Origin of the sequence: Marinobacter sp. VGCF2001, assembly GCF_049943275.1 — a bacterium.
Lineage (GTDB): Bacteria > Pseudomonadota > Gammaproteobacteria > Pseudomonadales > Oleiphilaceae > Marinobacter.
Genome location: NZ_JBNFVX010000017.1, coordinates 40,444 through 66,326, shown reverse-complemented (window position 1 = coordinate 66,326; position 25,883 = coordinate 40,444). Strand labels below are relative to the sequence as shown.

Sequence of the window (25,883 nt, the reverse complement as noted above, 5' to 3'; positions counted from 1 at the left end):
GTTATCGGAATGTCACCAGGGCGGGGTCTTCCGCTTCCAGGTGGCTATAATTATTGAATACGGCCAGGCTGCGCCTGGAGCCGGAGTAGAGAATGCGGGAGACGCTGGTGTTGGCGATCACGTTGTTCATCTCCAGCGCCTTGCGGTCAGAGAGTTCCAGCAAACGCTGGGCAATCACCGCAATGGGCCCACCGGAGGTAGACACAATCACATCCGCGCCGTCTGCCAGGTCAATCAGTTGATCCAGTGCCAGGCCGACACGCTGCCGAAAGCCGTGCCAGGTTTCCTGATACTCGTGATCGAACTCCCCGCTCACCCACCGCTTCACGGCCTTCTCGAAGGCCTGCTGGAAGGCTCTGGCAGGTTTCGGAAAGCTCGCCAGGTCTCGCGCCATCACCTGCTTGTCAGCCCATTCCGGGCGCAGGCGCTCCACCACTTCCAGGTGATCGAATTCGTTGAGGCCTTCCAGTACCTGCATATCGGGTAACCCGGCGCCGTAACCGGTGGTGATGGCCTCAACCGTTTCCCGGTGGCGTTGCAGATTACCGCCGAAGATAGCTCCGGGGTCAACCTTGCCGGCCAGCCAGCGGCCCAGAATCCTGCCCTGCTCCCAGCCTCTTGGCGATAGCTGGTCGTAGTTCTCTTTGCCAAAACTGGCCTGGCCGTGGCGCACCAGATACACCGTGGCCATTACAGGGTGCTCTCGCCAATCAATCGCTGGCAGCGTTTTTCAAGGTAATTGGCGGCATGACCGAAGGCAGCGAAGCGCTTGTCCTGAGTCTGGCCATGGTAATAACGGTAGTAGATCTGCTGGACAATGACCGCCAGCCGGAACAGGCCGTAGATTTCATAGAAATCGAACTTTTCGGCCCGAAAACCGGATTTTTCCATGTAGTAGTCCACCACTTCCTGACGGGTCAGCATTCCCGGCCGGTGTGTGGGCTGGCGTCGCAGCATCTGGAAGGGACCCTCGTCGTCAGCTTCAATCCAGTACGCCAGACTGTTGCCCAGGTCCATCAGCGGGTCGCCAATCGTCGCCATTTCCCAGTCCAGCACACCGATAACCTCGAACGGGTTATCGGGATTCAGCACCACGTTGTCAAAACGGTAATCGTTGTGAATCACCACCTGGGCGATGTCGTCCGGCATCTTGTCATTCAGCCAGGCCATGACCGATTCAAAGTCGCCAACATCGTCGGTGCGGGCCTTGCGGAACCGGTCACTCCAACCCCCGATCTGACGTTTTACGTAGCCGGCACCCTTTCCGAGCTTGTCCAGGCCTGCCGCCCGGGCATCCACCTTGTGCAAATCCACCAGCTTGTCGATGACGTTCAGACACAATTTGCGGGTATCTTCAGCACTGAGCTCGAAGTCCTCGGGAAAATCCTGGCGCAGGATAATGCCCTTGAGGCGTTCCATCACGTAGAAATCGCACCCGAGCACACTGTGGTCGTCGCAGATGGCCACAATATTGGGCACATAGGGATAAACCGGCTTCAGGGCGTCCATTACCCGCGCTTCGCGCAGCATATCGTGGGCTGACTTGGCAATCTTGCCGAAAGGTGGACGGCGCAGTACATAGGACTGATCGCCATAATCCACCTGGTATGTCAGATTGGAGGCACCACCGGGATATTGCTTGATCTCCGGCTGACCCTCCAGGCCCGGAATAGCCTGCTTCATGAACTGGTCGACGGCGCTGATATCCAGCTCTTCGCCTTCCCGAATATCAGCGGCCTGATCGATCTGTGTCATTCGTTTTCTCCTGTGGTCGGTTCAGGCTTTGGCCTTGCCACCCATTTTGCTCATCCAGCGCTTGGTCTCCTGGTGCATCAACCAGTCAAACGCCCAGGGTGCATGGCGCTTGAGCATCCACATACGACGTTCTTTGGCGTGGGGCAGCACCCAGAAGTCTTTGTCTTTGACGCTTCGGAAAATATCCTCGGCCACATCCTCGGCGGTAATGCTGGACCGCTTCATCAGTTTGTTGACGTTCTGTTGAATGCCTGGAATGTCCGAGCGCATGGTGGTGGCCAGGTTGGTCTGGAAAAAGGCCGGGCACACGCAACTAACATGAATGCCGGAATCCCGCAGCTCCTGGCTGAGGGTCTCCGACAGGGCGATGACGCCGGCCTTGGAGACGTTGTAGCTGTCCATCAGGGGTGCCAGCATCAGGCCGGCCATGGACGCCACGTTCACAAAAGCGCCGGAGCCCTGCGCCTTGAACTGCGGGGTGAAGGCTTTGCAGCCGCGCACCACGCCCAGCACGTTGATGTCGAGGATCCATTCCCAGTCACCGATGGTAGTGTCTTCAATGGAGCCGGCGGAGGCCACACCGGCGTTGTTGATGACAACGTCGACGCCGCCCCACTTCTGTACCAGGTCGTCACGTGCTTTTTCAAAGTCGCTCAGGCGGCGAACGTCGCACTCCACGAAATAGCCTTCGCCGCCTGCGTTGTTCAATTCTGCCTCAACGGCGACACCCTGCTCGGGATTAATGTCTCCAATGCAGACCCTGGCGCCTTCTTTGGCATACCGCAATGCAATGGCGCGGCCCAGACCGCTGGCTCCGCCGGTTATGAATACTCTCTGTGTCATGCGCGTGCTCACTGTTTTGTTATGGGAGTTCTGGTTCGATATCAGGATTTGTACTTGCGAAGCTCCAGGCGAGCAACCATCGCCCGATGAACCTCGTCAGGTCCGTCCGCCAGCCGCAATACCCGAGCGTAGCCGAACAGGGCCGTCAACGGGAAATCGTCATCGCTGACGCCGGCACCGCCGTGAATCTGAATCGCGTCATCCACAATCTGCTGAAGCATCTTCGGCACCACCGCTTTGATCATGGAGACTTCCTGCAACGCGCCCATAATGCCCTTGGTATCCAGCGCCCAGGCACACTTCAGGGTAAGCAACCGGGCCTGTTCGATGTTCATCCGGGCATTGGCGATGATGTCCGGGTTGCCGCCGAGTTTGGCGATGGGGCGGCCGAAAGCTTCGCGGGTCATGGCGCGCTTGATCATGATCTCAAGAGCGCGCTCGGCAGCGCCGATGGCCCGCATACAGTGATGCACGCGGCCGGGCCCCAGGCGCCCCTGGGCAATTTCGAAACCGCGGCCGGGGCCTGCAATGATGGCACTTTTGGGCAGACGTACGTTGTCGAACAACACCTGCCCATGGCCGTAGGGTTCATCGTAGGCACCAAATACCGGCAGCATACGCTCCACCGTTATGCCCGGTGCGTCAAGCGGTACCAACACCATGGAATGACGACGGTGCTTCTGGGCATCAGGGTCGGTCACGCCCATGAAAATGCCGACTTTGCAGTCCGGATGACCGATGCCGGTGCTCCACCATTTGCGGCCATTGAGGACAACCTCGTCGCCCTCAACCACAGCCGTGGCTTCCATGTTGGTGGCATCGGACGAAGCCACCGCCGGCTCGGTCATGCAGAAAGCAGAGCGAATTTCACCACTCATCAGGCGCGGCAACCACTCGGCTTTCTGTTCTTCCGAACCGTAGTGAATCAACACTTCCATATTGCCGGTATCCGGCGCGTTGCAGTTAAAAATCTCCGGTGCGATGAAGCTACGGCCGGTTTCCTCTGCAATCAGCGCGTAGTCGGAATTCAGAAGTCCACAACCGTGTTTGTCGTCGGGGAAGAACATATTCCACAGGCCCTGGGCCTTGGCCTTCTCTTTCAACTCATTGATGATCGGCAGCACCACCCAGCGATTGTCACGAGCGGCAAGCTCTTTATGGTATTGCTCTTCGATGGGGTAAATTTCATCACGCATGAATTGTTTCACGCGCTTCAGGTAATCCTGGCCTTTCTCGGAAATATTGAAATCCATGGTGCAACTCCTCGCGCTGGTCGCCCTTGCGGGCGCAATGTCGATCAGATGGACACCAGTCTAGGAGCCCTCATATTATTACGCGACTGAATTGTTCTTATCGTTTATCATTACCTGCACTTATTCGGAATACGGCAATTCTTCATGGCATTGAACAGACTGGATCTGAACCTCCTGAATGTTTTCGATACCATCTATCGGGAAGGCAGCCTCACCCGCGCGGCAAAGGCGTTGCACCTGACCCAGCCCGCCATCAGCCATTCACTGGCCCGGCTCCGGGACCATTTCAATGACCCGCTGTTCACGCGCCAGGGCAATCAGATGGTGCCGACGCCACTGGCCCGTCGTTTTCTGGAATCCATGCGCCCGGGGCTGAATCAGATTCAGAGTGCCGTAAACCAGTTTCATGCCTTTGATCCCGCCAGTCAGCGCAAAACCTATGCTCTGGGTCTGCGGGATGTGCTGGAATCCACCTTTCTGCCGCAACTGGTCGCCAACCTGGCGCCTTATCCCGATATGGAGATCCAGAGCCAGCGGGTGGCGCGTCGGGATATGGAAACACAACTGGCCGCTGGCAAGCTCGATTTTGCCATTGATGTGTTGCTGCCGGTCAGTAACCAGACCAGCCATGAACTGCTGAGACAAGACCGGCTGGTGGTGCTGGCCCGGCAGGGGCATCCGATGATCGGGCGGGAGCTGGATATGGCCAGCTATCTGGAAGCCAGGCACATTCTGGTGTCGTCACGGGCCGAGGGCCCGGGCATTGAAGATTTCGAGCTCTCCCGCCACGGTGTCCAGCGCTCAATACGACTGCGCTGTCAGCATTACTACGCCGCGTGCCGGGTGGTGGAAAGTTCAGACCTGTTGCTGACCATGCCGGAAACCTACGCACGCATCATTGCCCAGAATACCGGGATCAACGTGCTGGCACCGCCGGTAGAAATGCCTTCCATCGATGTTCATTTGTACTGGCATCGCGCCTATGAACAGGAGCCCGCACTGGTATGGTTCCGGGAGTTACTGCGCAGACTGCAATAGTCTCAATAGGCTCCTACCAGCATCAGGAAGCCGAAGAAACCGGTGGCGGTAATGCCCAGCGACACAACCACGATACCCAATCCCCACCAGATGGCCGCGCCATCAGATATCTCCACATTGTGACCACGAAGGGTTCGATAGAAAGCCCAGGGGCCCAACACGAAGGCGCCGGCTACGGCGAACACCAAACCAATGGCAATGCCGGCAAAGGTCCAGGTGGCAAGAGCGGTGGCGCGATCTGAGGTCTGATCGGTTACGCCCTGATGCTCCAGAAACTTTTTGCAGAAAAACCAAACCAGGGCAAACAGGGCGGCCACAAAAACCAGGCCGCCAATCAGGGTAATAAGGCGATAGAGCACGTGATCGTCCTGTTACAGGTCAGTCAGTCGGGAAACACCGGCTCGGGCAGGCATTCGAATCCGGGCCTGGCGAACAGATAGCCCTGGTACAGGGTTATACCCTGGGACCGCAGCCAGAAATATTCCTCTGGCGTTTCTACCCCTTCTGCCACGATTCGGCCGCCCAACTGGCACATCATGGTAATAATACCTGAGACCACCGCCTGCTTGTTGGGTTCCTGATGGATGTCACGAACCAGGCCCATATCGAGCTTGAGCAAGTCCGGAGGGCTGGAAATCATCAGATTGTAGCGGGAATAACCCGCGCCAAAATCATCTATGGCCGTATGGAAGCCCATGGTCTGATAGGCCTCGATAATCGAGGTCAAGTGTTCGACCGATGTCATTTTCTCACCTTCGATCACCTCAAAGATGATTTTCCGGGTATCGAACTGATAGGTCTGGGCCGCAGCCAGCGTCGTCCGGATACAGTATTCGGCCTGATACACCGCGTTAGGCATAAAGTTGATGCTGAGCATGGCCTGCATATCGAGCCGTGAGGCCAACTTGACCGCCTTGACCCGACAGATCTGGTCAAAGGCGTATTGGTTGTGCTCATTTACCTTTCCCAACACGGTCATCGCGCCCTGGCCCTCCGGGCCCCTGACCAGAGCCTCGTAAGCGAACACGGTTTTGTTGACCGCATCCACAATAGGCTGGAACGCGAAGCTGAACGAGAAGTCCAGGCCATTGCCGCAAGCGCATTGCTCACAATGGGATTCATCAAAAAGAACGGCAGGTTTATTCACGAATACTCCATAGCAACGCGCTATTATTTCGGATAGATCTGTAAAGAAATCAACTGAATTCCACTATAGACATCATCCGCATCCGGGTAAAACGAAAACTTCTTATCTTCCTGATAGTCGGCTGGCATCTGCAGCCTGCAAAGCTACACTGGGTTTGTCGAATGCAATCCGCCAAGCCGCAACGTAAGGAGGTTAGGGAATGGCCGAGACCACCCGTATCGCAGTAACGCCCGGAGACGGCATTGGCCCTGAGGTAGTGGCCGAAGCCGTCCGTTGCCTTGAGGTACTCAGGGCCAAGCTTGGCCTGCCCCTGGAATGGATCCGCTTCCCATGGCCCTCCCATGCCTGGCACGAGGAATACGGGCAATCGTGGCCAACGGATGCTCTGGAACAACTGAACGGTTTTGACGCCATATTGTTAGGCGCCCTGGGTGACCCGGGGCCGGTCCACGACCCGGATCGTTATCTGCTACCAGACAGCATTTCCCTCGCACCTCTGCTCGATATGCGCAAAGGCTTTGACCAGTGGGTGTGTGAGCGTCCCGCCCGACTGCTGCCCGGCGCACGGCAATATCTGAAAGATGATCGCGCAAAAGACATCGATATGCTGGTGATCCGCGAAAACAGCGAAGGTGAATACGTCAGCCAGGGCGGCAGGCTCCGCCAGGGCACGCCCGACGAAGTGGCCACCCAGATGGAAGTTTTCACCCGCCGGGCGACCGAGCGGATTATCCGCTACGGCTTTGAGCAGGCCAGAAAGCGCGCCCGTGAACGCGTTCAGCAGGGCAGGACCCGCAGTTTCCAGACCCTGGACGGAAAAACCTGCGAAAGCCAGGTTTGCCTGATCACCAAACGTAACGCCCTGCGGTACTGGGGTGATATGTATACCGATGTCTTTGCTGAGGTCAGCAGCGAATTCCCCGATGTCGCCACCCACCACGAACTGGTGGACGCAGCCTGCATGAAGTTTGTATCCAGCCCATGGGCCTTCGATGTTGTTGTCGCCAGCAATCTGCAGGGCGACATACTGACAGATCTGGCCGCCGTCATTTCGGGGGGTATGGGCGTGGCCCCCTCCTGCAACCTGAACCCGACCGACCCGGATATGCCATCCATGTTCGAGCCCACCCATGGCAGCGCACCGGACATTGCCGGCCAGGGCGTCGCCGACCCTACCGCCATGCTGTTTACCACAGCCCGTATGCTGGACTGGCTGGGCCGGCAAGACCCCCGCCTGGCGGAGGCAGGGCAGCAACTGTTCGACGCTGTCGCCGCCGACCTTGCAGAAAAGGGAGGGGAACCGCGCAGCACCCGGGAAATCGGCGACGCGGTTTGCAAACGCATTGAGGCCGGGTAAACCCGGCCTCAATCAAACAACGTGGTGGCCCACCCGTTCTATTGGTCGGCCATCACGAATTCCAGCCGGCCGGGTGCCACCCGGACATCCATCGGCATCATGCCAAACATACGTTGCGCAAAGTCGGCTTCATCCAGCCGATACACCGGCATGGTCTCCAGCATCTGGGAGACCGCCCGCATCACGTTGCGGGTAACAGGCTCCAGATCTCCCTTGAAGAACGGCGAATCAATCGAGCTTTCAAGCAGCTGGAGGCGACGAATGTAAATCGCTTTTTCCTGGCTATCATACACCGGCGCGCCCTCCACTTTCAGCGCCAGATCCACCGGCAATTTGGCCATCAAAGCGTTCAGGGCCACCTGCCCTTTCAAATTGATGACCGCCACATCCCGTCCGTCAGGACCAAGAGTGATATCCGCATCACTCAGGCTCAGGCTCAGAGGTGAGCCACTCTGCAATTGCTTCCGATCGAAATCCGACACGGCCTTTTTAAGGTGTCCTTCTATTTCACTCTCGGAAATGACATAGGGTGTGAGGCTGGCGCAGCCACTGGCAGCGACTGCCAGAAACAGAACCAGCCAAAGTCGGGTGTGCTTCAACATACCTGGATTCCCTGCAAACAGACGATTCCCTATCGTGGGCCAGCCCGCTCCGATCCGCAAGCAGACCAGATTACCAATTGCTCACGCAGTCACTCGTTTTCAGGACGGGCTTCCACGCTGGACACCTGCCCGTCCTCCAGTTGCAAGGTCAGGACAATGGGCTGACAACACACCTGGCAATCTTCCACATATTCCTGTTCAGATACGGAAGGGTCGACGCTGATCTCCAGCGTCTCCCAACAGTACGGACATTGCACAAGCACCGATTCGAGAGCAGACATACCCGGCCTTAAAACTGTTGCTTGGCCATCCAGGGGATGATGCGATCGAATGCCTCATCCAGCCGTTCGCAGGTGGTGGAAAAACTGAACCTCAACGCATTGGTGCAGTCTTCACCAAACGCATCACCCGGTACAACACACACACCCGTTTCTTTAAGCATCCGCAACGCCAGATCGGAGCCATCCACATGGGGTGGCAGATCCGGAAACGCGAAAAACGCGCCACCGGGCTTGTAGCCGGTCAGATAAGGCGTTTGATCAATCAGCTCCACAACCTTGTCACGACGTTCCCGGTAGATGTCGACCATATCCCGAACGCATTGCTGGTCGGCGGTCAATGCCGCTACGCCGGCGAACTGGGAGGGTGTATTGGCCACCGATGTGGTGAACATATGGTATCGGCGCAGCGATTTGATCGCGGCCTGGCTGGAGATGACCCAGCCCACGCGCAGCCCCGCCATGCTGTAGGTTTTAGAAAAGCTGCTGATGCACATGATATTGTCCAGGTCCACCGAGCAGTTCAGGACACTGGCAAAATCGTCATCATCGAAGATCAGGTGATCATAAACTTCATCCGCATAGACCTGGATACCACGGTAAGCACACTCTTCGAGGATGGTTTCGACCGTGCTGCGGGGATAAACCGCCCCCGTAGGGTTATTCGGATTGTTGAGGATCAGCGCGAAGGTGCGAGACCCCATGGCGCGAATGACGTCGTCCGGATCTAGCTGGTGGTTGTTCTCGGCCCGAGTGGGTACATACTTTACCTCACCGCCGTTCATCCGGATCAGCGGCGCATAGAGCAGGAACGACGGATCGGTGACAATGAACTGGCGGCCCGGCGCGGAGGTTGCAGAAATGGCCAGATACATGGCTTCTGTGGCACCGCTGGTCACCAGGATATTGTCGCGTGTGAGCTTTCGGTTGTACCGTTTGCCGTAGTAATCCCTCAGCGCCACCAGCAACTCCGGCAAACCGGCATCCATGGTGTACCCCGTTTGCCCGGCATTCAGCGCATCGATATAAGCATCGATAATGTGCTTGGGGGTGGGCAGATCGGGCTGGCCAATGGAAAGATGAATAACATCTTTCATGGTGGACGCCATGTTTACCAGACGGCGAATCCCCGACACAGGGATGGCCTGCATGGCCGGATTCCAACTGGCCTTGGTCTTCCGGTACTTCACTTTACGCGGTTTGGTCAGGCCGGTGTCCCCGTTCGCGGACTCCACCATAAGCACCTCCAGCAGACAGAGTAGAAATGACGATACATCTGCAGGTTAGTCAGTAAAAATCATAGGTACAAGGCGACAGGACTAAAGGATAACCGAACCTTCGAAACCGATTCGCCGCTGCCCGGGTTGACCAGCTCACAACCGCCGACCAGACTGATGAAACAATTACATCCGAGACCATGACCACCGGAGGTTACATGACAGACTCAGGCAAACCGGTTGTTACCGTTCTGACCGCCCCCGATGAGCCAGCCCCGCCAGGTGTCGAGGCAGTGAAGGCGCGCGCCGAGGTGCGTTTTGCCTGCGACGAAACGAGCCTGAGGGATACCCTCCCCGGTACCGACGTGATGATGGTAACGGACTTTCGTACCGAAGCCCTGGAAGCCGCCTGGCCCTGCGCCGACAAACTCAAATGGATTCACGCAACCAGCGCCGGTGTGGATGCCCTGATGTTCCCGGCCCTGATCAATAGCGACGTGGTGGTGACCAACGCCCGGGGCATTTTCGATCGAACCATTGCTGAATATGTGCTGTGCACCATTCTGATGTTTGCCAAGGATTTTCCCGGCTCCATCAGGCTACAAATGAATCAGGAATGGAAACACCGGGATACCGAACGCGCCGAAGGGAAACAGGTTCTGGTCGTCGGCGCCGGGTCCATTGGCCGACAGATAGGCCGGCTGGTCAACGCCATCGGCCTGCACGCACACGGCATTGCCCGCACCCCCCGCCACGACGATCCGGATTTTGTTGCCGTGCATGGCAACGATGAACTCTATGAGCAATTGTCGCACGCAGATTATGTCGTGATTGCAGCACCGCTTACCCCGCAAACCGAGGGCCTGTTCGATGCCAGGGCCTTCTCTGCCATGAAGAATACGGCTCGCCTAATCAACATCGGCCGGGGTCCGATCGTGAACACCCGGGCGCTGCTAAAGGCACTTGATGACGGCGAGATCGCGGGCGCCGGACTGGATGTCTTCGAAGAAGAGCCCCTGCCAGCCGATCACCCGCTCTGGCAGAAGGACAACGTTATCATGACCGCCCATATGGCCGGAGACTTCATCGGATGGAAACGCGCACTCACTGATCAGTTCCTGGAAAACTTTGACCGCTGGCACCAGGGCGGCGAACTGTTCAACCGGGTCAACAAGGAGCTGGGATACGCAGGCAGCTAGTGGACAGCGGTTACACCTAATGCGCCAATCGGACAAGTTGATAATTCTGACCACTTGTCCGGCCCCGCCGCCCGCCCTACTCTCGAAGATCAGGGCACCCGGTGCGCCGTGCGGGATGCCGCCATGAATTAGCAGGAGAGTCAACCATGTACAATCCCAAGGACTTTACGCTGAGCGGCGAAGTGGCACTCGTAACGGGTGCCGGCGCCGGTATTGGCCGTGCCATTGCCGAAACCTTTGCCGCCGCCGGCGCCTCGGTCATGGTCAGCGACCTGAAACTGGACACCGCCAAAGCCGTTGCCGACGAAATCAACGACCGTGGCGGGAATGCCCGGGGCATCGCCTGTGACGTTACCCGGGAAAGCGACCTGGCCACCGTTGTTAACGAGACCGTCAAAGCCTTTGGTAAGCTCAGCCTTCTGGTCAGTAACGCAGGCGGCGGTGGCCCCAAACCGTTTGATATGCCCATGGACGACTTCCGCCGCGCCTTCGACCTGAACGTATTTTCGCTGTTCCGGCTCGCCCAGCTTGCCGTCCCTGAAATGGAAAAGGCCGGCGGCGGTTCTATCCTTGCGATTACCTCCATGTCGGCCGAAAACAAGAACAAACGCATGGCGTCCTATGGCTCCTCAAAAGCCGCTACCAGCCATCTGGTGCGCAACATCGCCTTTGACCTTGGCCCGAAGGGCATCCGGGTAAACGGCATCGCTCCGGGCGCTACCCGCACCGAGGCCCTGGCTTCGGTACTCAACGACGACATTGAAAAGGCGATGCTTCAGCACACCCCCATCAACCGACTCGGGGAACCCCAGGATATGGCGAATGCGGCGCTGTTTCTCTGCAGCCCGGCCGCCAGCTGGGTCAGCGGCCAGATTCTGACCGTGTCCGGTGGTGGTGTTCAGGAACTGGACTGAGCACGGGCCCCAAGCCACTTCGGGCAAATGTACCAGCGTATAATAAAAGACCCACCACAAAAAACGGGAGCCCGAGGGCTCCCGTTTTTATGCAAGGCGAGTCAAACGCCAGGATTCAATTCCCCGAGAGCGACTGCTCCGAGGGATCCAGCTCCATTTGCTGAATGGCGATGACCGCCTGGGTCCGGTTACGAACCCCAAGCTTGCGGAATACCGCTGTGATATGAGCCTTGATGGTGGCCTCGGAAACATCCAGATCGTAAGCAATCTGCTTGTTCAGAAGCCCCTCAGCCAGCATTCCCAACACCCGGAATTGCTGCGGCGTCAACGACGCCAACCGCTCGGAGAAGTCCGTGGTTTCCGCCTGCATTCGCTCGATCTTGTCGGCCACCCCCTCGGGCAACCAGACATCTCCTTCCAGCACCGCCTGAATCGCTTCGGTGATGGTCGGCAATGGCGCCGATTTCGGAATGAAACCAGAAGCGCCATAGTCAATCGAGCGGCGCATGACCTGCAGATCCTCAGAGCCAGACACAACCACCACCGGCAACCCGGGATACTGGCCACGCATAAAGACCAGGCCAGAGAAGCCATGGGCACCCGGCATATTAAGATCCAACAGAATCAGATCCGCATCCGGGTGCGACTCTACCGCCGCCTGCAGCGCCTTGATGCTGTCGACTTCAACCGTCTCTGCATCCGGCACCGCCTGACTGACCGCCTGCTTCAATGCTGCCCGAAACAGCGGGTGATCATCGGCGACGATAATTGTTTGTGTCATGCAACAGATTCCTCACAGTTTGGTGCCGGCAGTGGCTGTTACTGGAACTCACGACTGCCGATCAGCTCATCCACTACGCCCGGATCAGCCAGAGTGGAAGTATCCCCAAGCTGATCGTGCTCGTTAGCGGCGATTTTACGCAAAATCCGGCGCATAATCTTGCCAGACCGGGTTTTGGGCAGTCCAGGTGCCCACTGAATCACATCCGGAGAGGCAATCGGGCCGATTTCCTTACGAACCCACTGTACCAGTTCTTTCTTGAGCTCGTCGCTGGGCTCTTCACCCTGTACCAGGGTAACGTACACATAGATGCCCTGACCCTTGATCTCATGCGGGTAACCGACAACAGCCGCTTCCGCCACTTTATCGTGGGCCACCAGAGCACTTTCCACTTCCGCCGTACCCAGACGGTGGCCAGACACGTTCAGAACGTCGTCCACACGGCCAGTGATCCAATAGTAGCCGTCTTCGTCGCGACGGGCACCGTCACCGGTGAAGTACATTCCCTTGTAGGTGCTGAAGTAGGTCTGCTTGAAACGCTCGTGGTCACCAAAGATGGTGCGCATCTGGCCGGGCCAGCTGTCCAGGATCACCAGGTTACCCTCGGCCTTGCCTTCCAGGATATTGCCCTCGTTATCCACCAGCGCCGGCTGTACACCAAAGAATGGCTTGGTGGCAGAACCGGGCTTCAGATCAACCGCACCGGGCAGCGGTGAAATCAGAATGCCGCCGGTTTCTGTCTGCCACCAGGTGTCCACAATCGGGCACCGGCTGTTGCCAATCACTCGGTGATACCACTCCCAGGCTTCCGGGTTGATGGGCTCGCCGACGGAGCCTAGCAATCTGAGGCTTTCACGGGTTGTGCCATCCATGCACGACTCGCCCTGAGCCATCAACGCACGAATGGCGGTCGGGGCCGTATACAGAATATTGACCTTGTGCTTGTCGACAACCTGGCCCATCCGAGAGCTGTCCGGATAATTCGGCACCCCCTCAAACAACAGGGTAGTCGCCCCGTTTGCCAGCGGGCCGTAAAGGATATAGCTGTGGCCAGTCACCCAACCAAAGTCTGCGGTACACCAGTAAACATCACCATCGTGATAGTCGAACACGTACTGGTGGGTCATGGAGGCATACACCATATAGCCACCGGTGGTATGCAGAACGCCTTTCGGAGCACCGGTAGAACCCGAGGTATAAAGCATGAACAGCGGGTCTTCCGCACCCATGGGTTCCGGCTCGCACTCCGCGGAAGCCTGTTTCATCAGCTCTTCGTAACGAACGTCGCGACCTTCGGTCCAGGGCACCTGATCGTTTCCGGTGCGAGACACCACGATCACTTTCTCTACCTGGGCATCATCTTCATGCTTGAGGGCAGAGTCGACGTTTTTCTTGAGCGGGATAGCCCGGCCGCCGCGCAGCCCTTCATCGGCCGTGATCACGAAACGGGACTTGCCATTGACTACCCGGGCGGCCAGCGCTTCCGGGGAGAAACCACCAAACACCACCGAGTGGATGGCACCAATACGCGCACAGGCCAGCATCGCGACGGCGGTTTCGACGATCATGGGCATATAGATCGTCACCACGTCGCCTTTTTTAACGCCCTGCGCCTTGAGCACATTGGCAAACTTGCAGGTTTCTTCGTAAAGCTCCCGGTAGGTCACGTTACGGGATACCGAAGGATCATCGCCCTCGAAAATGATTGCGGTCTGGTGGCCTCGCGTTTCCAGATGCCGGTCGAGACAGTTGGCCGAGGCATTCAGCTCCCCATCCTCAAACCACTTGATAGACAGCTCGTCGTAATCGTAGGTGCTGTTTCTCACTTTGGTGAACGGCTTGATCCAATCGACACGCTTGCCATGCTCACCCCAGAAGGTGTTCGGATCCTCCACCGACTGGCGATACATCTCCTCGTATTGCTCTTTGGTGACCAGTGCGCGATCAGCAACCTCCGGGCTTACCGGATATACCTGCTTATGAGTCATTGTGCTCCCCCTTGGTATGAGTCTGTTGTCATTGTCGGTTTGTAAATACCGGGTGGTCGGGACATTTCCCGCGAGACGGATGCCTGTAGTTCAACATGTGTGCCACTGCACAATGAATTAGACTAACGTCCTAAGATGGCGGAAAGACAGGGGCAACCTGCCGTCAATTGCGTTGATAAACCAGTATCTCGAGCCCCTCCCGAAAGAGGGATAACCAGAGAAAAATGGCCAAAGTAGCGGGGATAATTCGTGGCGGGGAGGTGCCCCCGCCACGGAGAGCCTGTGCTAAGCTGCTTTTTTGCGCTGGCGTGACGCCTTCAGGCTATAGACTTTGCGTTCCTTCAGGGCGTAGCGGTTGAGTCCCGCCAAATGGATTTTACGCAAGTAGAGCTCCCAGTCGATAAGGCGGGCATCCACCGGGAACAGGCCTTTATCAACCTCCCCCATCCGGTTTGCCAACGCCACCAGATCATCGTTGCAGAAGATGTAATCCGGTGCGGTATAAAAGCCAAAGATAGCCGCCAGCGACTGAGTGGTGTCCAGATTGCGGAGCATTTTCAGGTCGCGGGAATTGCCGAACAGTTTGAGCACCCTGTCGGTGAGGCTCAGCGGCAGGCGGACACCACTGACCACCAGATCAAACAGGGACCGGTTTACCGCGAAGAAAGGCTTTGAGGGCCGCCGATAGAAAAGGTGGTCATAAGCGGCGTAATTAGCCCGGGATTCCGCCATCAGATGATCAATAAACTCACCCAGCGAAATCGGATTGGACCCGCCACTGCAACACTGGTAGATGCGACGACGACCGGGTTCCGCCAGGGCTTCGGCGAGGGATAAAATGATGGAATTGGCCACCAGATCCACCGGAATCACATCAATGATGCCGGAGCGTTTGCCCGGAAACAGAGTCACCTTTTCCCGCGCGTAGGCCAGGATAATGGCATCTGCCACTTTGACACCCTCAATCCAGCCCGGCGCCGGTTCTTCCAGGGCGCTCTCGATGATTGACGGGCGCAGAATGGTCAGCGTGCGCCCGCTTAACGCTTTCATCAAGACTTGCTCGCCCAGCCATTTGGTGAACGTGTAGGTATCACTCCAGCCGTAACGGTTGGCTTCCCGAATGCCCAGGTCGACCAGTTTTTTCTCCAGCACTTTTCCCGAGTAGCGAGCCTGAACGTCTTCGATCTTGTCCTGCAGCAAGCGCACGAGCGCATCGGTTTCGTAAAATCCTTCCGGTGAGCGGGGCACCGACTCACCGGCCGGCTTGATGACGGCTTCCGTCACCTGCCCGGAGTTCATGCCGTTCACATAACAGGTAGAGACCTGAAGCACCGCCAGCTCGGGGTTGAGGTCCGCAAGGCCCACGATGTTATTCAGGCTCAGGGTATTGATGGCCAGCGCTTTATCCAGCTCTTCACGAAAATTGACGCTTGCGGCGGAGTTGATCACGGCGTCCATGTCCTCGGCGAGCTTGCGGTAAGGCTCTTCGCCCAGACCAAAGCAGGGTTCGGTCACTTCACCGGTCACACAGTGGATGCGCTCATCCAGAAATGCATCTAACGCCTCGGCATCGGCTGCGCGCAGGCGATCGAAGACCGACGAAGTGGCAATTTCTTCCAGAAAGCGCGCCCGGGCATCGGGATGCCGCCGATTACCCCTAATCAACAGGTAGATACCGCCGATATCGGGTACTGCCCGGATCAGTTTTTCAAGCACCACCTTGCCCAAAAAGCCCGTGGTGCCGGTGATCAGCACCCGCTTGCCGCGGAGTTGTCCGAGCACTTTCGATGATGATTCGCCAGCGTGATGAACCTGCTGTATTGCCATGGTAGAACTCCTTCTCAGATATTACTTATGCCGACAGGGCATAAACCATTACTGTGCGGGCGGGGTACGTCCCTCTTCCCCGTCAACGCCGAATCCCTGCTGCAACCGCCTGCCGGAGTCGCTTGCATATTGCGGGCCACCCGTCACGACACTGGTCAATTCTCACACAACCCAGATGACAGCTCGGTGACAGACTGCAAAATTACGACACAAAAAACGCTAATAAAATGACAATTTAAAAGGCATAAGCGCCGCGCCAGAAACCCGAAAATCAGCGATCGGTGCTGTCTTTACCGGCCAGCCCCTGCAACAGCTCTTCAAGGGACATATCCGCCGGTTTTTGCTGCAGGGCGCGAACAAGTTTCTCCTGTTCACCGAAAATAACGCGGTCATACAGTGGCTCATCCGGCGCCCCACGGCTCTCCGAAGGAACCTGTTCTGCAGGTGGCTCCGGCGCCAACTCATCGGCCAGATGCCTTAAATGAAGCGCCATGTTGGCCCGATCCGAAGCGCTCAACTGCTGCCAGTCCATCGCGGCAAGGCTGGTCTGGATAATTTCTACGGTATCGGCATCGGGGTTGCTCCCCAGCAGTGCGAGAAGCCGTGTAAATGCCTCATATCGGAGCATCACGTCGTCAGGCGCTGCCGCAAGTGCCCGCTCAAATTGTGTTATCAGGTCCTGGCAGTGTTCGCGAGCAGTTTTCTGACCAAATGCTGGCGAGCGGGCTTCTTTGGACGTAGCCGGAGCGCGCCTGGCCGCCCGGTACCAATAGGCCGCGATACCCGCTTTTCTGGGCGGCAGCCTCCCCAGGTGAACATTCAGCATTTCCGCCAGTGAATGAAACTGCCGGCACGATGGGTCTGAGGCTGGTAAAACCGTCACCGGGGTCTGGTCCAGAACCGACTGGCGCAGCGTCTCATCACGCCAGAGTGCCCCAAGATAACTCAGCGACCACTGCAGGTGCCGCTGGCTGGCACCGTTGAAACGCTGGAACACCGAACGCGCCTGGCTGGCGCCCTGAGCCATGTTGACAATAACCCCCGGGGTACGACGGTAACCGCGACGTTTGAGGACCTTTAACAAGGAGAAGGCATCGGTCAGGGAGGCGGGATCAGGCGTCACAACAAGACACGCCAATTCGGCCGCCGCAATCATATGCAGGCCGATTGACTGCAAGCCCGAGGCAGTGTCAACAATAACCGTGTCGTAGCGGTGTTCCAGTTTATGCAAAGCCCGGAGAACCGCCAGACTGTCCCGCTCTGATAAATCCATACAAGCCTCAACACCCGAGGCTCCGGGAATCAGATGCAGCCCGCTGTAGGTCTTCATCACAACATCCTGCAGCGCGCAGCGGCCGGCCACCACATCCGCCAGAGTGCGCTCGGGGTAGGCGCCCACCATGATACTGACATTCGCCAGATCCGTGTCGCCATCCAACAGCAAGACCTTCTGGCCCCGCTCGGACAACGCAATGGCCAGGTTCAGCGCCACAGTGGTTTTGCCAACCCCACCTTTGCCGCCTGTGATGGCGATGGTTCTGGTGTGGCGCGATTTCTGCACGTGATTCTGGCTTTGTGCCTGCATCCGGTCTTCCCTGAAAAACAGCCTGGGCTCTTGGACTTGTCACTATAAGCGACATTTTAACCGGTAAAAAGGGTACACGTATCACAGACCGGGTAATAAATTGCTTAAAAAACCACCACTAAGTATTTAATAGAGGCGGATTATTGTCTAAGCTCGAGAACCAACAAAAATGAACAACCTGTCACATTACTCGACCCCGGGCGGTGACACTTGCGCAAGACAGACAAGCCGTTGCGCAGGATTCAGAGGCGTGCCATGACTTCAGCGACAGACATCGCGTCAGATCTTCAGCTGCCGAGCCTTCCGGAGGTTATCCTGCGCGCGCTCGATGCCTGCCAGGCAGGCCAGAGTTATCGCGAAATCAGCCGCATTGTGGCTACCGATACTGCGCTTGTCGCCCGGCTGCTCGCACTTTCAAGCTCCGCGCTCTACCCTCGTACCGCGCCTGGCCACTCGATTGAACAGGCACTGCTGCGACTGGGCACCCGCAAATTCCAGACATTGTTGCTGACCTCGGCCCTGCGACAGGTAATGCTTGAGCTTGGCGGCAACGACTGGCAACAGTTGCGCGACTTCTGGCGCCATTCCCTGACCACTGCGTTAACGGCAAAAACACTGGCAACCCTCACCCGCTACGCCGAACCAGAGGAAGCGTTCTTGCTTGGCATGGTTCACAACATTGGCGAGTTGCTTGCCGTCAAGGCGTCCTGCCCGGAACACAAGCAGCAATGCCTGAACCAGCAGAATGAGATCGCGGCCGAACTGGTTTCTGCCTGGGGTCTTGGGCCCATGGCCGCCGATGCCATGCGCTATCAACAAGCTTTGCCGGGGCAGCTTCAGGACGCCGGGCACCTGGTCAAGATCATCAGCCTGTCCACCCGTCTTGCCCTGTCCGATGCGGCCGGATTGGGTGCCGCGGGCACCATTTTCGGGCTGCAGGAAGACCTGACCCGGGAGATCAATAATAGAATCGGCGAGGAAGTCGCAGCGGTGGCAGAGTCCCTCGGCATTTCTCTGGGTACCGAATACGATGCCAGCCCGGCAACAAAACAGCTGCGTCAGCGGGTTCTCGAACACGCCATGGTAAAGACCGCTCTGCCCCTGCCAGCACCCGGTACGGAAAGCATGGGCACACTGATTTCCGAGGCCACCGGCAGCCTCGCGCTGATGACCGGCTTGCCGGTCCTGTGCTTCAGTCAACAGGATGACGAGCTGGTCTTGCGCGCGGGCACCTGCAAACAATTGCCAGAGCTGTCTGTGAATCCGGCGACGGGCCACAGCGTTCTGGCCACGGCCCTGAGGACAGGCACCACGCAGGTATCAGCGTTGTCTGAACCGGCGATACTTGACCGTCAGTTGGGCTCGCTGCTCGGTGCGCCTTCGCTTCTTGCGATCCCGGTCAGATCCGGCGATGCCGATACCAGTATTTTTGTCATCGGCGTCGACGGCACAACCTTGTCCGGCGCTCGCAGCCTGGGGGAACTTTTTGCCTGCGAGCTCATGGCCGCGCTGGCCCAGCCAACAGAGGATACCGCCGGTTCAGACCGGCAAATGGCCAACGAACGTCTGCGACGGCAGGTGCATGAAGTCAGCAACCCGCTCACGATTATCCGACAATATCTGTTTCAGCTGCGCACACGGCTCTCAGACACCCGGGCCGACGAAGAACTCGGAATCATTCAGGAAGAGCTGGATCGTGTCGGCAACCTGTTGCTGCAAATGAGCCAGCCGGCGGCAGAATCAGGCGCAACCCAGAACGACCTGAATGACGAGCTGACAGCCCTGTGCAGCCTGTTGCAGGACAGCCTTTTCCATGACCGTCGCCGGGAGCTGAACCTGAACCTCTGCGAAGGAGATACCAGTATACAAGCCGGCGCCTCGGCAGTAAGACAAATTACCCTGAATCTGGTTCGAAATGCCGTAGAAAGTTTTGAAGAGGCGTCCGGAACGGTCAGTATCCGTACCACGGCACCCGTGTTTCAGAACCGGCGCCGCTGGATTGAACTGCAGATAGCCGATACCGGGCCCGGCATTCCGCCGTCTTTGCAGCAGCGACTGTTTGAGCCGGTCGACAGCACCAAAGGAGATGGCCATAGCGGCCTGGGGCTGAGCATTGTCAAACAACTGATTGATGACATGGAGGGCATCATCGCTTGTCACACCGGCCCGGAGGGCACGACCTTCCGGATTTTGCTGCCGGCGGCAAGTTATAACGATAACGACACCGACTGACGACGAAACCACGGACACACAGCCATGGCAACCGAACAGACCTCTGCCCCTTCAAGCCACTCAAAACGCCAGAGCATTCTGGTTGTAGACGATGAGCCACGCTTGCTCCGGACCCTCGCCGAGCTACTGCGCAGCCGGGATTTCGATGTCACAGAGGCACAGGGAGGGCGGGAAGCCTGCACGCAGCTGTCCCGGCAAATGTTCGATCTGGCCTTGCTGGATCTGAATATGCCCGAACTGGACGGCTTTCAGGTCATGGCCGAGACCCACCGCCTTCAGCCGGATTGCGGCATTATTGTGGTCAGTGGAGAGTCGTCGTTCCGAACCGTCAGCCGCGCCTTGCGCCGGGGGGCACTGGACTACATTCGCAAGCCGTTCGATCCCGAGGAGCTACTGGCAACTGTCGAAGGTGTGCTGGGCAAGCAGTCCCTGGTTCGTGCCCATGAAATCGTGCAATCCAGACTGGAGAAATCCGAAGCCCTGCACCGTTACATCGTCAACAGCTCTCCGGATATCGTCTTCATGCTCGACGAAAAAGGGCATATCTGCTTTATCAACAACAAGGTCGAAAGCTTGCTGGGGTATCAGCCGACGACACTCTGCGGCAAGCATTTTCGCCATCTCCTGGATGATCGGGATGTAGCCCGGGGCACCTACGCTCTGCAGGGCCCCAACATCTCTGCCGACAATCCACGGGTACTGGAAGTGCGCTTGAAAACCCGGGGCAGCCACAAGGCCACGCGGCACTTTGAAATAACCGCGTTTCCTGTCGACCCCCAAACCTGGCCCCAGACCGACAAGACCCAAGGCGGTTGCACGGGCCAACCCGCCCGTTACTATGGCATCGCCCGCGATGTCACCGAGCGCAAGGAAGCCGAGGCCTTCATCAACTTTCAGGCCTACCACGACCTGCTTACACGGCTCCCCAACCGGGCGTTATTCAAAGATCGGCTGGAACTGGCCATCACCCATGCACGGCGGAATCACCAGAAGCTTGCGGTCATGTTTCTAGATCTTGACCGATTCAAGGTGGTCAACGATACCCTGGGCCATGCCATGGGCGACCGATTGCTGCAGGCCGTGACCCACAGATTGGAAAAATGCCTGAGGCGCGGAGACACCCTGTCGCGTTTCGGTGGCGATGAATTCACGCTGTTACTGCCCAGCATCCATGGTCATGAAGATGCCCGGAACATCGCCCGCAAACTGATTCATGCGCTCAAAGCACCGTTTCAGCTGGCAGACCAGGAAGTCTTTGTGGGTGTCAGCATTGGCATCTCGGTGTTTCCGGAGGCGGGCGAAACCATGGACCTGCTCATCCAGAACGCGGATATCGCCATGTATCACGTGAAAGCGCGGGGCAAGGACGGCTACCGTTTCTATTCCGACAGCATGAGCATCAACACGGCCAACCGGTTAAGCCTTGAACGGGATCTTCGCATGGCCCTTCAGCGCAACGAATTTCGGGTTTTCTACCAGCCCCAGGTATGCTCCCGTTCCAATCAAGTGGTGGGCCTGGAAGCTCTGGTGCGCTGGCAGCACCCCGAACAGGGACTGCTTTACCCGGGGGACTTCCTGCCCCTGGCCGAAGAAACGCGGCTGGTGGCCAAGCTCAGTGAACAGGTTATCGATCAGGCCTGCCGGGATGTCGGGCACTGGATCAGCTCCGGGCACCCCAACCTTCGCCTCGCCGTTAATCTCTCACCCAGCCAGGTCGAACATCCACGGTTTGTCGAAACACTGATGAACCGCGTGGCTGCACACCGCTTTCCGACCGCCAACCTGGAAATCGAGATTACGGAAAATGTGATCATGAACGATCTTGAACAGATCAGCCGAAAGCTGAAAGAGTTGGCTACGGCCGGCGTGCGGATTGCCATCGATGATTTCGGTACCGGCTATTCCTCTCTCAACTACCTGCACCGGTTACCCATTCACACGTTAAAAGTGGACCAATCCTTCGTGAAAGCCATACGTAGCGGAGAGGACGGCGCCTGCATCGTCAACGCCATTGTCGCCATGGCACACGGCCTGAAACTGGAAATTGTCGCCGAAGGCGTGGAAACCGACGACCAGCTGGCCTACCTGAAAAACCTGGGATGCCACCAGGTACAAGGTTTCTTTTATGGCCCGGCGCGGCCCGCGTCAGACATCACCCACTTGCTCGCAAAAGACGGACTGGCATTCGCCCACACCGGCTGACCTATTATCGATTGTCTGACACTCTGATTCAAAACATTGACCCGGTTTGCAAAGTGTATCCATGCGTTACTTTGTGTATCCGGAAATGCGCAGTACTGCACATTCTTTGCACTACCCCTTCTCTAAGCTCGATTTATCAGTAACCGATCACCGGACTGTCCGACAGCCTGTCGGCGTAAAAACATAATAACGGTGGCGGACAATCGGGTAACAACAAGAAGAAGGCAGCAGTCATCATGCGCGACAAGTACAAGTACATTGGCCCCGTCTACGATTTTCTCAGCAACCTCTACAGCGGCAAGAACATCCATCGCTGCAAGACCGCCATGCTGGATGTGGAAACCGTGAAGCCCGGCGACCGGATTCTCTTCGCCGGTGTCGGCCATGGCCGGGATGCCATTCGGGCCGCGGAACTCGGAGCCGACGTCACGGTCGTTGACCTGTCCGAAACCATGCTTCGAAAGTTCGCCGACGCCCAACAGAAAGAGGCTCCGCATCTCACGATTCGTCGCATCCACAGCGACATCATGAAGGTCGACGAGTTCGAACACTACGACATGATCGTCGCCAATTTCTTCCTGAACGTTTTTGATGAAGACATGATGGTGAAGGTACTGGAACACCTGATCCGCCTCGGCAAAGCCGATGCCCGCGTTGTTGTAGGGGATTTCTGCTACCCCACCGGCAACCCGCTCTCCCGGATGTTCAAGAAGCTCTACTGGTACATGGCGGTGTTCACCTTCTGGTTGTTTGCCAACAACGCATTCCACAAAATTTATAACTACCCCGAACATATGCAGCGGCTCGGGCTCCAGGTAACAGAGAAGAAGCATTTCACGCTTCTGAACATGAACTGCTACTGGTCCATTCTCGGCCGCAAGCAGGCCTGAACCCCCTGACACCACACAAAAACAAAAGGTTATCGGGAGCGTCATCATGTCAGACCAGATTCTTGCACTGGACCGTACCCAGGGAGTCGCCGACGGGCAGTTCTCCTTCTCTGAGCGGGTAAACTATCTCAAGCAATACGGAACCCACTCACAGTCCTTCTCTACCCTGCAACCGGGTATGCAGTACTTCGACGTGGAAGGCCGCGGCTACATCGCCTATATGCGCAAATGGGGAGGCACATTTGTACTGTCAGACCCGGTTTGCGCGCCCGAGGACTTCCCCGTCGTTCTTGAACGGTTTCACCAGAGATTCCCGAATGCCTGCTACATCCAGGTATCCAAGCCGGTGGTGGATTTCCTGCACCTGCGGTTCGGGCTTTACGGCACCCAGTTCGGCAGCGAGTCCCGCATCAACCTGGGCAAGTGGTCCCTCAGTGGCAAGAAGAAACAGATTCTGAGAACGGCCCTGAACCAGGCGGAGAAGAACGGCATTACGGTAAAGGAACGCTTCAGCGATGACCACACCCGTGAAATATCCGAAGCCTGGATTCGCACACGCAAGTGCAAGAGCAACGAAATCCGGTTTCTGATTCGCCCGATGGAAATGGATTATCGTGAAAATGAGCGACATTTCTATGCTTACCAGGACGGCAAGGCCGTTGGCTTTATCTACTTTGACCCGGTATACCGAAACAACGAAATCATCAGTTACGTCCCCAACATTTCCCGGGCAAACGCCGACTTCCGGCAGGGCATTTTCTACACCCTGATGGCACACGCCATGGACACATTCAAAGCCGAAGGCGTACCGTTTCTGGATCTGGGTCTCATACCGCTCTCCCTCGACAAAAGCACCGAGCACCAGGAAAGCCGGCTCCTCAAAACCCTGCTCCATGGCATTTATGAAAGGGGTAATTTCCTATACAACTTCAAAGGACTGGAGTTCACCAAATCGCGCTTCAGGGGGGAGGGTTTCAAAACCTACTGCTGCCATAAACGGGCAATACCGGCGCTGGAATTCCTCGCCATGTTCAAACTGACCCGGCTGCTGTAGTGCCGGGCCAATGGCCTGCAATGTCACCCACCGGGATACCCATAGCCGACATAAAGGGGACAAGGTCTGATGGCGCATCGCCGGTAAAACAGGCGTTGATAACCACCGCTTCGGTCTTCGGGGGCAATGCCTGCCCCTCGGCCAATTGCCCGGACTGCTCAAGCCAGTAAGCCACCCGACGGGCGATGGCATCGCCCGACTCAACCCAGTTCACCACTTCTGGCAACGCCTTGCGCAACCAGGGCACAAGCAACGGGTAATGGGTGCAACCGAGTACCACCGTGTCCACACCAGCGTCTCGCAAAGGGGCCAGGGCAAGGTTCACCCGTGCCTGATCCGGGGCGCGCCCTGCCACCAGGTCTTCAGCCCAGCGCACCAGGTCCGGATGTCCCAATCGAACCACCTCGCAATCCGCGGCGAAGGTCCGGATCAGGTCATCGAGGTAAGCACGTTTGACGGTTGCGGGCGTTGCCAGCACCCCCATTCGCCGGTTGCCGGAACAGGCCGCGGCCGGTTTGATCGCTGGCACCACGCCAACCACCGGAATGTCGGATACCGCTCGCAATGCAGGCAAGACAACAGTGCTGGCGGTATTACAGGCCACCACCACAACATCACAGGGCCGTCGGCCAAGGCTCTCACGAATCAACCAGCAACAGCGCTCAACCACCACCTGTTCAGTTTTATCGCCGTAGGGAAGCCCCGCATTATCCGCCACGTAAACAAGCTCCGCCCCGGGCAGGGCCTTGTGAATACTGCCCGCAACGCTGAGGCCCCCAACGCCGGAATCAAACACCAGCACTCGGGGGCGAACCCGGTGCTCAGTCATGACCAACCGCGCCCTGACCTTCCAGGATTTCAGCCTTCATGCTGGCAATCAGCCGGCCAGCGATCGTGGTCTCCGGTGGGATCGGTGGATGTTCCTCCACAGAAAACCATCCGGCATCCGACAACTCATCTTCCTGCAGACAAAGCTCTCCACCGGCATAATCGGCAAAGAATCCCATCATCAGCTGATGGGGAAACGGCCAGGGTTGCGAGTTCTGGTAACGGACATTGGTGACTGCCAGACCAGTCTCTTCCAGAACCTCGCGCACGACAGCCTGTTCAAGGCTCTCACCGGGCTCAACAAAGCCAGCAATCAGACTGTAGAAATTACGGGTAACCCGGGACGATTTGGCCAACAGGAAACGATCATGATGGCGAATTACCGTGATGATGCACGGGGCAATACGCGGGTACCAAGGGACACTGCAGCGGCCGCACCAGCGCGCGCGCTCACGGGGATGGGGGGCTGTGCGCTCGCCGCAGCGGCCGCAGTATCGGTGGTCTTGCCACCACTGCAGGACCTGGAAACCGGTACTGAGAAGATCCACCGGGGCATCCTCGGATTCCAGCATGGCTTCGCGCAGAGACAACGTCTGCATACCCGGCAAGCCCGTATCCGGCAGCATGGTGACAAACAGCGGCTGCCCCTCCCAGCTACCCAACGCCAGTGCTTCCGGACGACTCCCCCCCATTTCAGGGCCACCCCAGCGAAGAAACCAGTCATCGGCCGGTTTCAGAATACCGTTGCCCGAGAACGCCAGTAACAGATCGCCGTCACCCGGAGCCGACTCGCTCCAGCCCGGTATCCATTGAGTAGTGAGATCTGCCATGCTTTGCCTTTTCATCCGGTTAGTGCCCGTTCGGCAATGTATCACATCACATTCACCACGAAG

23 protein-coding genes are annotated in these 25,883 nt (G+C 57.6%); 8 read left to right on the top strand and 15 right to left on the bottom strand.

Annotation, left to right across the window (positions count from 1 at the left end):
- Nucleotide 1 precedes the first annotated feature (1 nt).
- The 4 genes from ACP2AU_RS14505 to ACP2AU_RS14490 are packed head-to-tail and all read right to left on the bottom strand — an operon-like array spanning nt 2 to nt 3,851.
- Entirely contained in the window at nt 2-691 is a 690-nt protein-coding gene (locus tag ACP2AU_RS14505) for a histidine phosphatase family protein (protein ID WP_426376926.1), read from the bottom strand.
- Entirely contained in the window at nt 691-1,755 is a 1,065-nt protein-coding gene (locus ACP2AU_RS14500) for a phosphotransferase family protein (protein ID WP_426376925.1), read from the bottom strand. Before ACP2AU_RS14500 ends, ACP2AU_RS14505 begins: the two co-directional genes overlap by 1 nt.
- A 21-nt stretch (nt 1,756-1,776) precedes the next feature.
- Nucleotides 1,777-2,598 (bottom strand): SDR family oxidoreductase, encoded by an 822-nt coding sequence (locus tag ACP2AU_RS14495; RefSeq protein ID WP_426376924.1) that lies wholly within the window; start codon nt 2,596-2,598, stop codon nt 1,777-1,779.
- A gap of 41 nt (nt 2,599-2,639) precedes the next feature.
- On the bottom strand, nt 2,640-3,851 hold the full coding sequence (locus ACP2AU_RS14490; protein ID WP_426376923.1) for an acyl-CoA dehydrogenase family protein: 1,212 nt from the start codon (nt 3,849-3,851) through the stop codon (nt 2,640-2,642).
- Between the two features lie 144 nt (nt 3,852-3,995).
- Here ACP2AU_RS14490 and ACP2AU_RS14485 point away from each other — a divergent pair, with 144 nt between their 5' ends.
- Nucleotides 3,996-4,889, top strand: coding sequence for a LysR family transcriptional regulator (locus tag ACP2AU_RS14485; RefSeq protein ID WP_426376922.1), 894 nt, complete (start codon nt 3,996-3,998; stop codon nt 4,887-4,889).
- 2 nt (nt 4,890-4,891) lie between these two features.
- Here ACP2AU_RS14485 and ACP2AU_RS14480 read toward each other — a convergent pair whose 3' ends face one another.
- Both ACP2AU_RS14480 and ACP2AU_RS14475 read right to left on the bottom strand, forming a co-directional pair.
- On the bottom strand, nt 4,892-5,248 hold the full coding sequence (locus ACP2AU_RS14480; RefSeq protein WP_426376921.1) for a hypothetical protein: 357 nt from the start codon (nt 5,246-5,248) through the stop codon (nt 4,892-4,894).
- Nucleotides 5,249-5,271: 23 nt separating this feature from the next.
- Entirely contained in the window at nt 5,272-6,036 is a 765-nt protein-coding gene (locus ACP2AU_RS14475) for an EAL domain-containing protein (protein ID WP_426376920.1), read from the bottom strand.
- Between the two features lie 199 nt (nt 6,037-6,235).
- Between ACP2AU_RS14475 and ACP2AU_RS14470 the strand changes: the two genes are divergently transcribed.
- Entirely contained in the window at nt 6,236-7,393 is a 1,158-nt protein-coding gene (locus tag ACP2AU_RS14470; RefSeq protein ID WP_426376919.1) for an isocitrate/isopropylmalate dehydrogenase family protein, read from the top strand.
- A gap of 38 nt (nt 7,394-7,431) precedes the next feature.
- On the opposite strand, the gene ACP2AU_RS14465 is transcribed toward ACP2AU_RS14470, so the two are convergent.
- The 3 genes from ACP2AU_RS14465 to ACP2AU_RS14455 form a co-directional block, all read right to left on the bottom strand.
- Nucleotides 7,432-7,995 carry a DUF1439 domain-containing protein gene (locus ACP2AU_RS14465; protein ID WP_426376918.1) on the bottom strand — a complete coding sequence of 188 codons (564 nt, stop codon included), beginning with the start codon at nt 7,993-7,995 and terminating at the stop codon, nt 7,432-7,434.
- A gap of 89 nt (nt 7,996-8,084) precedes the next feature.
- Entirely contained in the window at nt 8,085-8,276 is a 192-nt protein-coding gene (locus ACP2AU_RS14460; protein ID WP_426376917.1) for a CPXCG motif-containing cysteine-rich protein, read from the bottom strand.
- 8 nt (nt 8,277-8,284) lie between these two features.
- A complete protein-coding gene (locus ACP2AU_RS14455) occupies nt 8,285-9,511 on the bottom strand; it encodes a pyridoxal phosphate-dependent aminotransferase (RefSeq protein WP_426376916.1) in 1,227 nt (408 codons plus the stop codon).
- Nucleotides 9,512-9,708: 197 nt separating this feature from the next.
- Here ACP2AU_RS14455 and ACP2AU_RS14450 point away from each other — a divergent pair, with 197 nt between their 5' ends.
- Nucleotides 9,709-10,689: a D-2-hydroxyacid dehydrogenase gene (locus tag ACP2AU_RS14450; protein WP_426376915.1), complete on the top strand. Its 981-nt coding sequence runs from the start codon at nt 9,709-9,711 to the stop codon at nt 10,687-10,689.
- Nucleotides 10,690-10,835: 146 nt separating this feature from the next.
- On the top strand, nt 10,836-11,603 hold the full coding sequence (hdhA, locus tag ACP2AU_RS14445; protein WP_426376914.1) for a 7-alpha-hydroxysteroid dehydrogenase: 768 nt from the start codon (nt 10,836-10,838) through the stop codon (nt 11,601-11,603).
- Nucleotides 11,604-11,718: 115 nt separating this feature from the next.
- Here hdhA and ACP2AU_RS14440 read toward each other — a convergent pair whose 3' ends face one another.
- The 4 genes from ACP2AU_RS14440 to ACP2AU_RS14425 all read right to left on the bottom strand — a co-directional run bounded on the left by ACP2AU_RS14440 (nt 11,719) and on the right by ACP2AU_RS14425 (nt 17,784).
- The gene (locus ACP2AU_RS14440; RefSeq protein WP_426376913.1) at nt 11,719-12,384 is read right to left on the bottom strand and encodes a LuxR C-terminal-related transcriptional regulator; all 666 of its coding nucleotides are present in this window, start codon (nt 12,382-12,384) and stop codon (nt 11,719-11,721) included.
- Between the two features lie 38 nt (nt 12,385-12,422).
- On the bottom strand, nt 12,423-14,372 hold the full coding sequence (acs, locus tag ACP2AU_RS14435) for an acetate--CoA ligase (RefSeq protein ID WP_426376912.1): 1,950 nt from the start codon (nt 14,370-14,372) through the stop codon (nt 12,423-12,425).
- Nucleotides 14,373-14,657: 285 nt separating this feature from the next.
- Entirely contained in the window at nt 14,658-16,199 is a 1,542-nt protein-coding gene (locus tag ACP2AU_RS14430; protein ID WP_426376911.1) for a fatty acyl-CoA reductase, read from the bottom strand.
- 271 nt (nt 16,200-16,470) lie between these two features.
- Complete coding sequence (locus tag ACP2AU_RS14425) at nt 16,471-17,784, bottom strand: MinD/ParA family ATP-binding protein (RefSeq protein ID WP_426376910.1); 1,314 nt, start codon at nt 17,782-17,784, stop codon at nt 16,471-16,473.
- A gap of 255 nt (nt 17,785-18,039) precedes the next feature.
- Here ACP2AU_RS14425 and ACP2AU_RS14420 point away from each other — a divergent pair, with 255 nt between their 5' ends.
- From ACP2AU_RS14420 to ACP2AU_RS14405, 4 genes are all read left to right on the top strand, one after another.
- Nucleotides 18,040-20,016 carry an HDOD domain-containing protein gene (locus ACP2AU_RS14420; RefSeq protein ID WP_426376909.1) on the top strand — a complete coding sequence of 659 codons (1,977 nt, stop codon included), beginning with the start codon at nt 18,040-18,042 and terminating at the stop codon, nt 20,014-20,016.
- Between the two features lie 24 nt (nt 20,017-20,040).
- A complete protein-coding gene (locus ACP2AU_RS14415; protein ID WP_426376908.1) occupies nt 20,041-22,218 on the top strand; it encodes a putative bifunctional diguanylate cyclase/phosphodiesterase in 2,178 nt (725 codons plus the stop codon).
- Between the two features lie 236 nt (nt 22,219-22,454).
- Complete coding sequence (locus ACP2AU_RS14410) at nt 22,455-23,108, top strand: class I SAM-dependent methyltransferase (RefSeq protein ID WP_426376907.1); 654 nt, start codon at nt 22,455-22,457, stop codon at nt 23,106-23,108.
- 46 nt (nt 23,109-23,154) lie between these two features.
- Nucleotides 23,155-24,162: a DUF2156 domain-containing protein gene (locus ACP2AU_RS14405; protein WP_426376906.1), complete on the top strand. Its 1,008-nt coding sequence runs from the start codon at nt 23,155-23,157 to the stop codon at nt 24,160-24,162.
- On the opposite strand, the gene murI is transcribed toward ACP2AU_RS14405, so the two are convergent.
- On the bottom strand, nt 24,140-24,991 hold the full coding sequence (murI, locus tag ACP2AU_RS14400; RefSeq protein ID WP_426376905.1) for a glutamate racemase: 852 nt from the start codon (nt 24,989-24,991) through the stop codon (nt 24,140-24,142). The two genes, ACP2AU_RS14405 and murI, sit on opposite strands and share 23 nt — an antisense overlap.
- Nucleotides 24,984-25,820, bottom strand: coding sequence for an NAD(+) diphosphatase (gene nudC / locus ACP2AU_RS14395; RefSeq protein WP_426376904.1), 837 nt, complete (start codon nt 25,818-25,820; stop codon nt 24,984-24,986). Before nudC ends, murI begins: the two co-directional genes overlap by 8 nt.
- Between the last annotated feature and the right edge of the window lie 63 nt (nt 25,821-25,883).

Bases quoted from the DNA above. Each gene is read 5' to 3' on its own strand.
- ACP2AU_RS14505 (WP_426376926.1), bottom strand. From the start codon at position 691: ATGGCCACGGTGTATCTGGTGCGCCACGGCCAGGCCAGTTTTGGCAAA.
- ACP2AU_RS14500 (WP_426376925.1), bottom strand. From the start codon at position 1,755: ATGACACAGATCGATCAGGCCGCTGATATTCGGGAAGGCGAAGAGCTG.
- ACP2AU_RS14495 (WP_426376924.1), bottom strand. From the start codon at position 2,598: ATGACACAGAGAGTATTCATAACCGGCGGAGCCAGCGGTCTGGGCCGC.
- ACP2AU_RS14490 (WP_426376923.1), bottom strand. From the start codon at position 3,851: ATGGATTTCAATATTTCCGAGAAAGGCCAGGATTACCTGAAGCGCGTG.
- ACP2AU_RS14485 (WP_426376922.1), top strand. From the start codon at position 3,996: ATGGCATTGAACAGACTGGATCTGAACCTCCTGAATGTTTTCGATACC.
- ACP2AU_RS14470 (WP_426376919.1), top strand. From the start codon at position 6,236: ATGGCCGAGACCACCCGTATCGCAGTAACGCCCGGAGACGGCATTGGC.
- ACP2AU_RS14465 (WP_426376918.1), bottom strand. From the start codon at position 7,995: ATGTTGAAGCACACCCGACTTTGGCTGGTTCTGTTTCTGGCAGTCGCT.
- ACP2AU_RS14460 (WP_426376917.1), bottom strand. From the start codon at position 8,276: ATGTCTGCTCTCGAATCGGTGCTTGTGCAATGTCCGTACTGTTGGGAG.
- ACP2AU_RS14455 (WP_426376916.1), bottom strand. From the start codon at position 9,511: ATGGTGGAGTCCGCGAACGGGGACACCGGCCTGACCAAACCGCGTAAA.
- ACP2AU_RS14450 (WP_426376915.1), top strand. From the start codon at position 9,709: ATGACAGACTCAGGCAAACCGGTTGTTACCGTTCTGACCGCCCCCGAT.
- hdhA (WP_426376914.1), top strand. From the start codon at position 10,836: ATGTACAATCCCAAGGACTTTACGCTGAGCGGCGAAGTGGCACTCGTA.
- ACP2AU_RS14440 (WP_426376913.1), bottom strand. From the start codon at position 12,384: ATGACACAAACAATTATCGTCGCCGATGATCACCCGCTGTTTCGGGCA.
- acs (WP_426376912.1), bottom strand. From the start codon at position 14,372: ATGACTCATAAGCAGGTATATCCGGTAAGCCCGGAGGTTGCTGATCGC.
- ACP2AU_RS14430 (WP_426376911.1), bottom strand. From the start codon at position 16,199: ATGGCAATACAGCAGGTTCATCACGCTGGCGAATCATCATCGAAAGTG.
- ACP2AU_RS14425 (WP_426376910.1), bottom strand. From the start codon at position 17,784: ATGCAGGCACAAAGCCAGAATCACGTGCAGAAATCGCGCCACACCAGA.
- ACP2AU_RS14420 (WP_426376909.1), top strand. From the start codon at position 18,040: ATGACTTCAGCGACAGACATCGCGTCAGATCTTCAGCTGCCGAGCCTT.
- ACP2AU_RS14415 (WP_426376908.1), top strand. From the start codon at position 20,041: ATGGCAACCGAACAGACCTCTGCCCCTTCAAGCCACTCAAAACGCCAG.
- ACP2AU_RS14410 (WP_426376907.1), top strand. From the start codon at position 22,455: ATGCGCGACAAGTACAAGTACATTGGCCCCGTCTACGATTTTCTCAGC.
- ACP2AU_RS14405 (WP_426376906.1), top strand. From the start codon at position 23,155: ATGTCAGACCAGATTCTTGCACTGGACCGTACCCAGGGAGTCGCCGAC.
- murI (WP_426376905.1), bottom strand. From the start codon at position 24,991: ATGACTGAGCACCGGGTTCGCCCCCGAGTGCTGGTGTTTGATTCCGGC.
- nudC (WP_426376904.1), bottom strand. From the start codon at position 25,820: ATGGCAGATCTCACTACTCAATGGATACCGGGCTGGAGCGAGTCGGCT.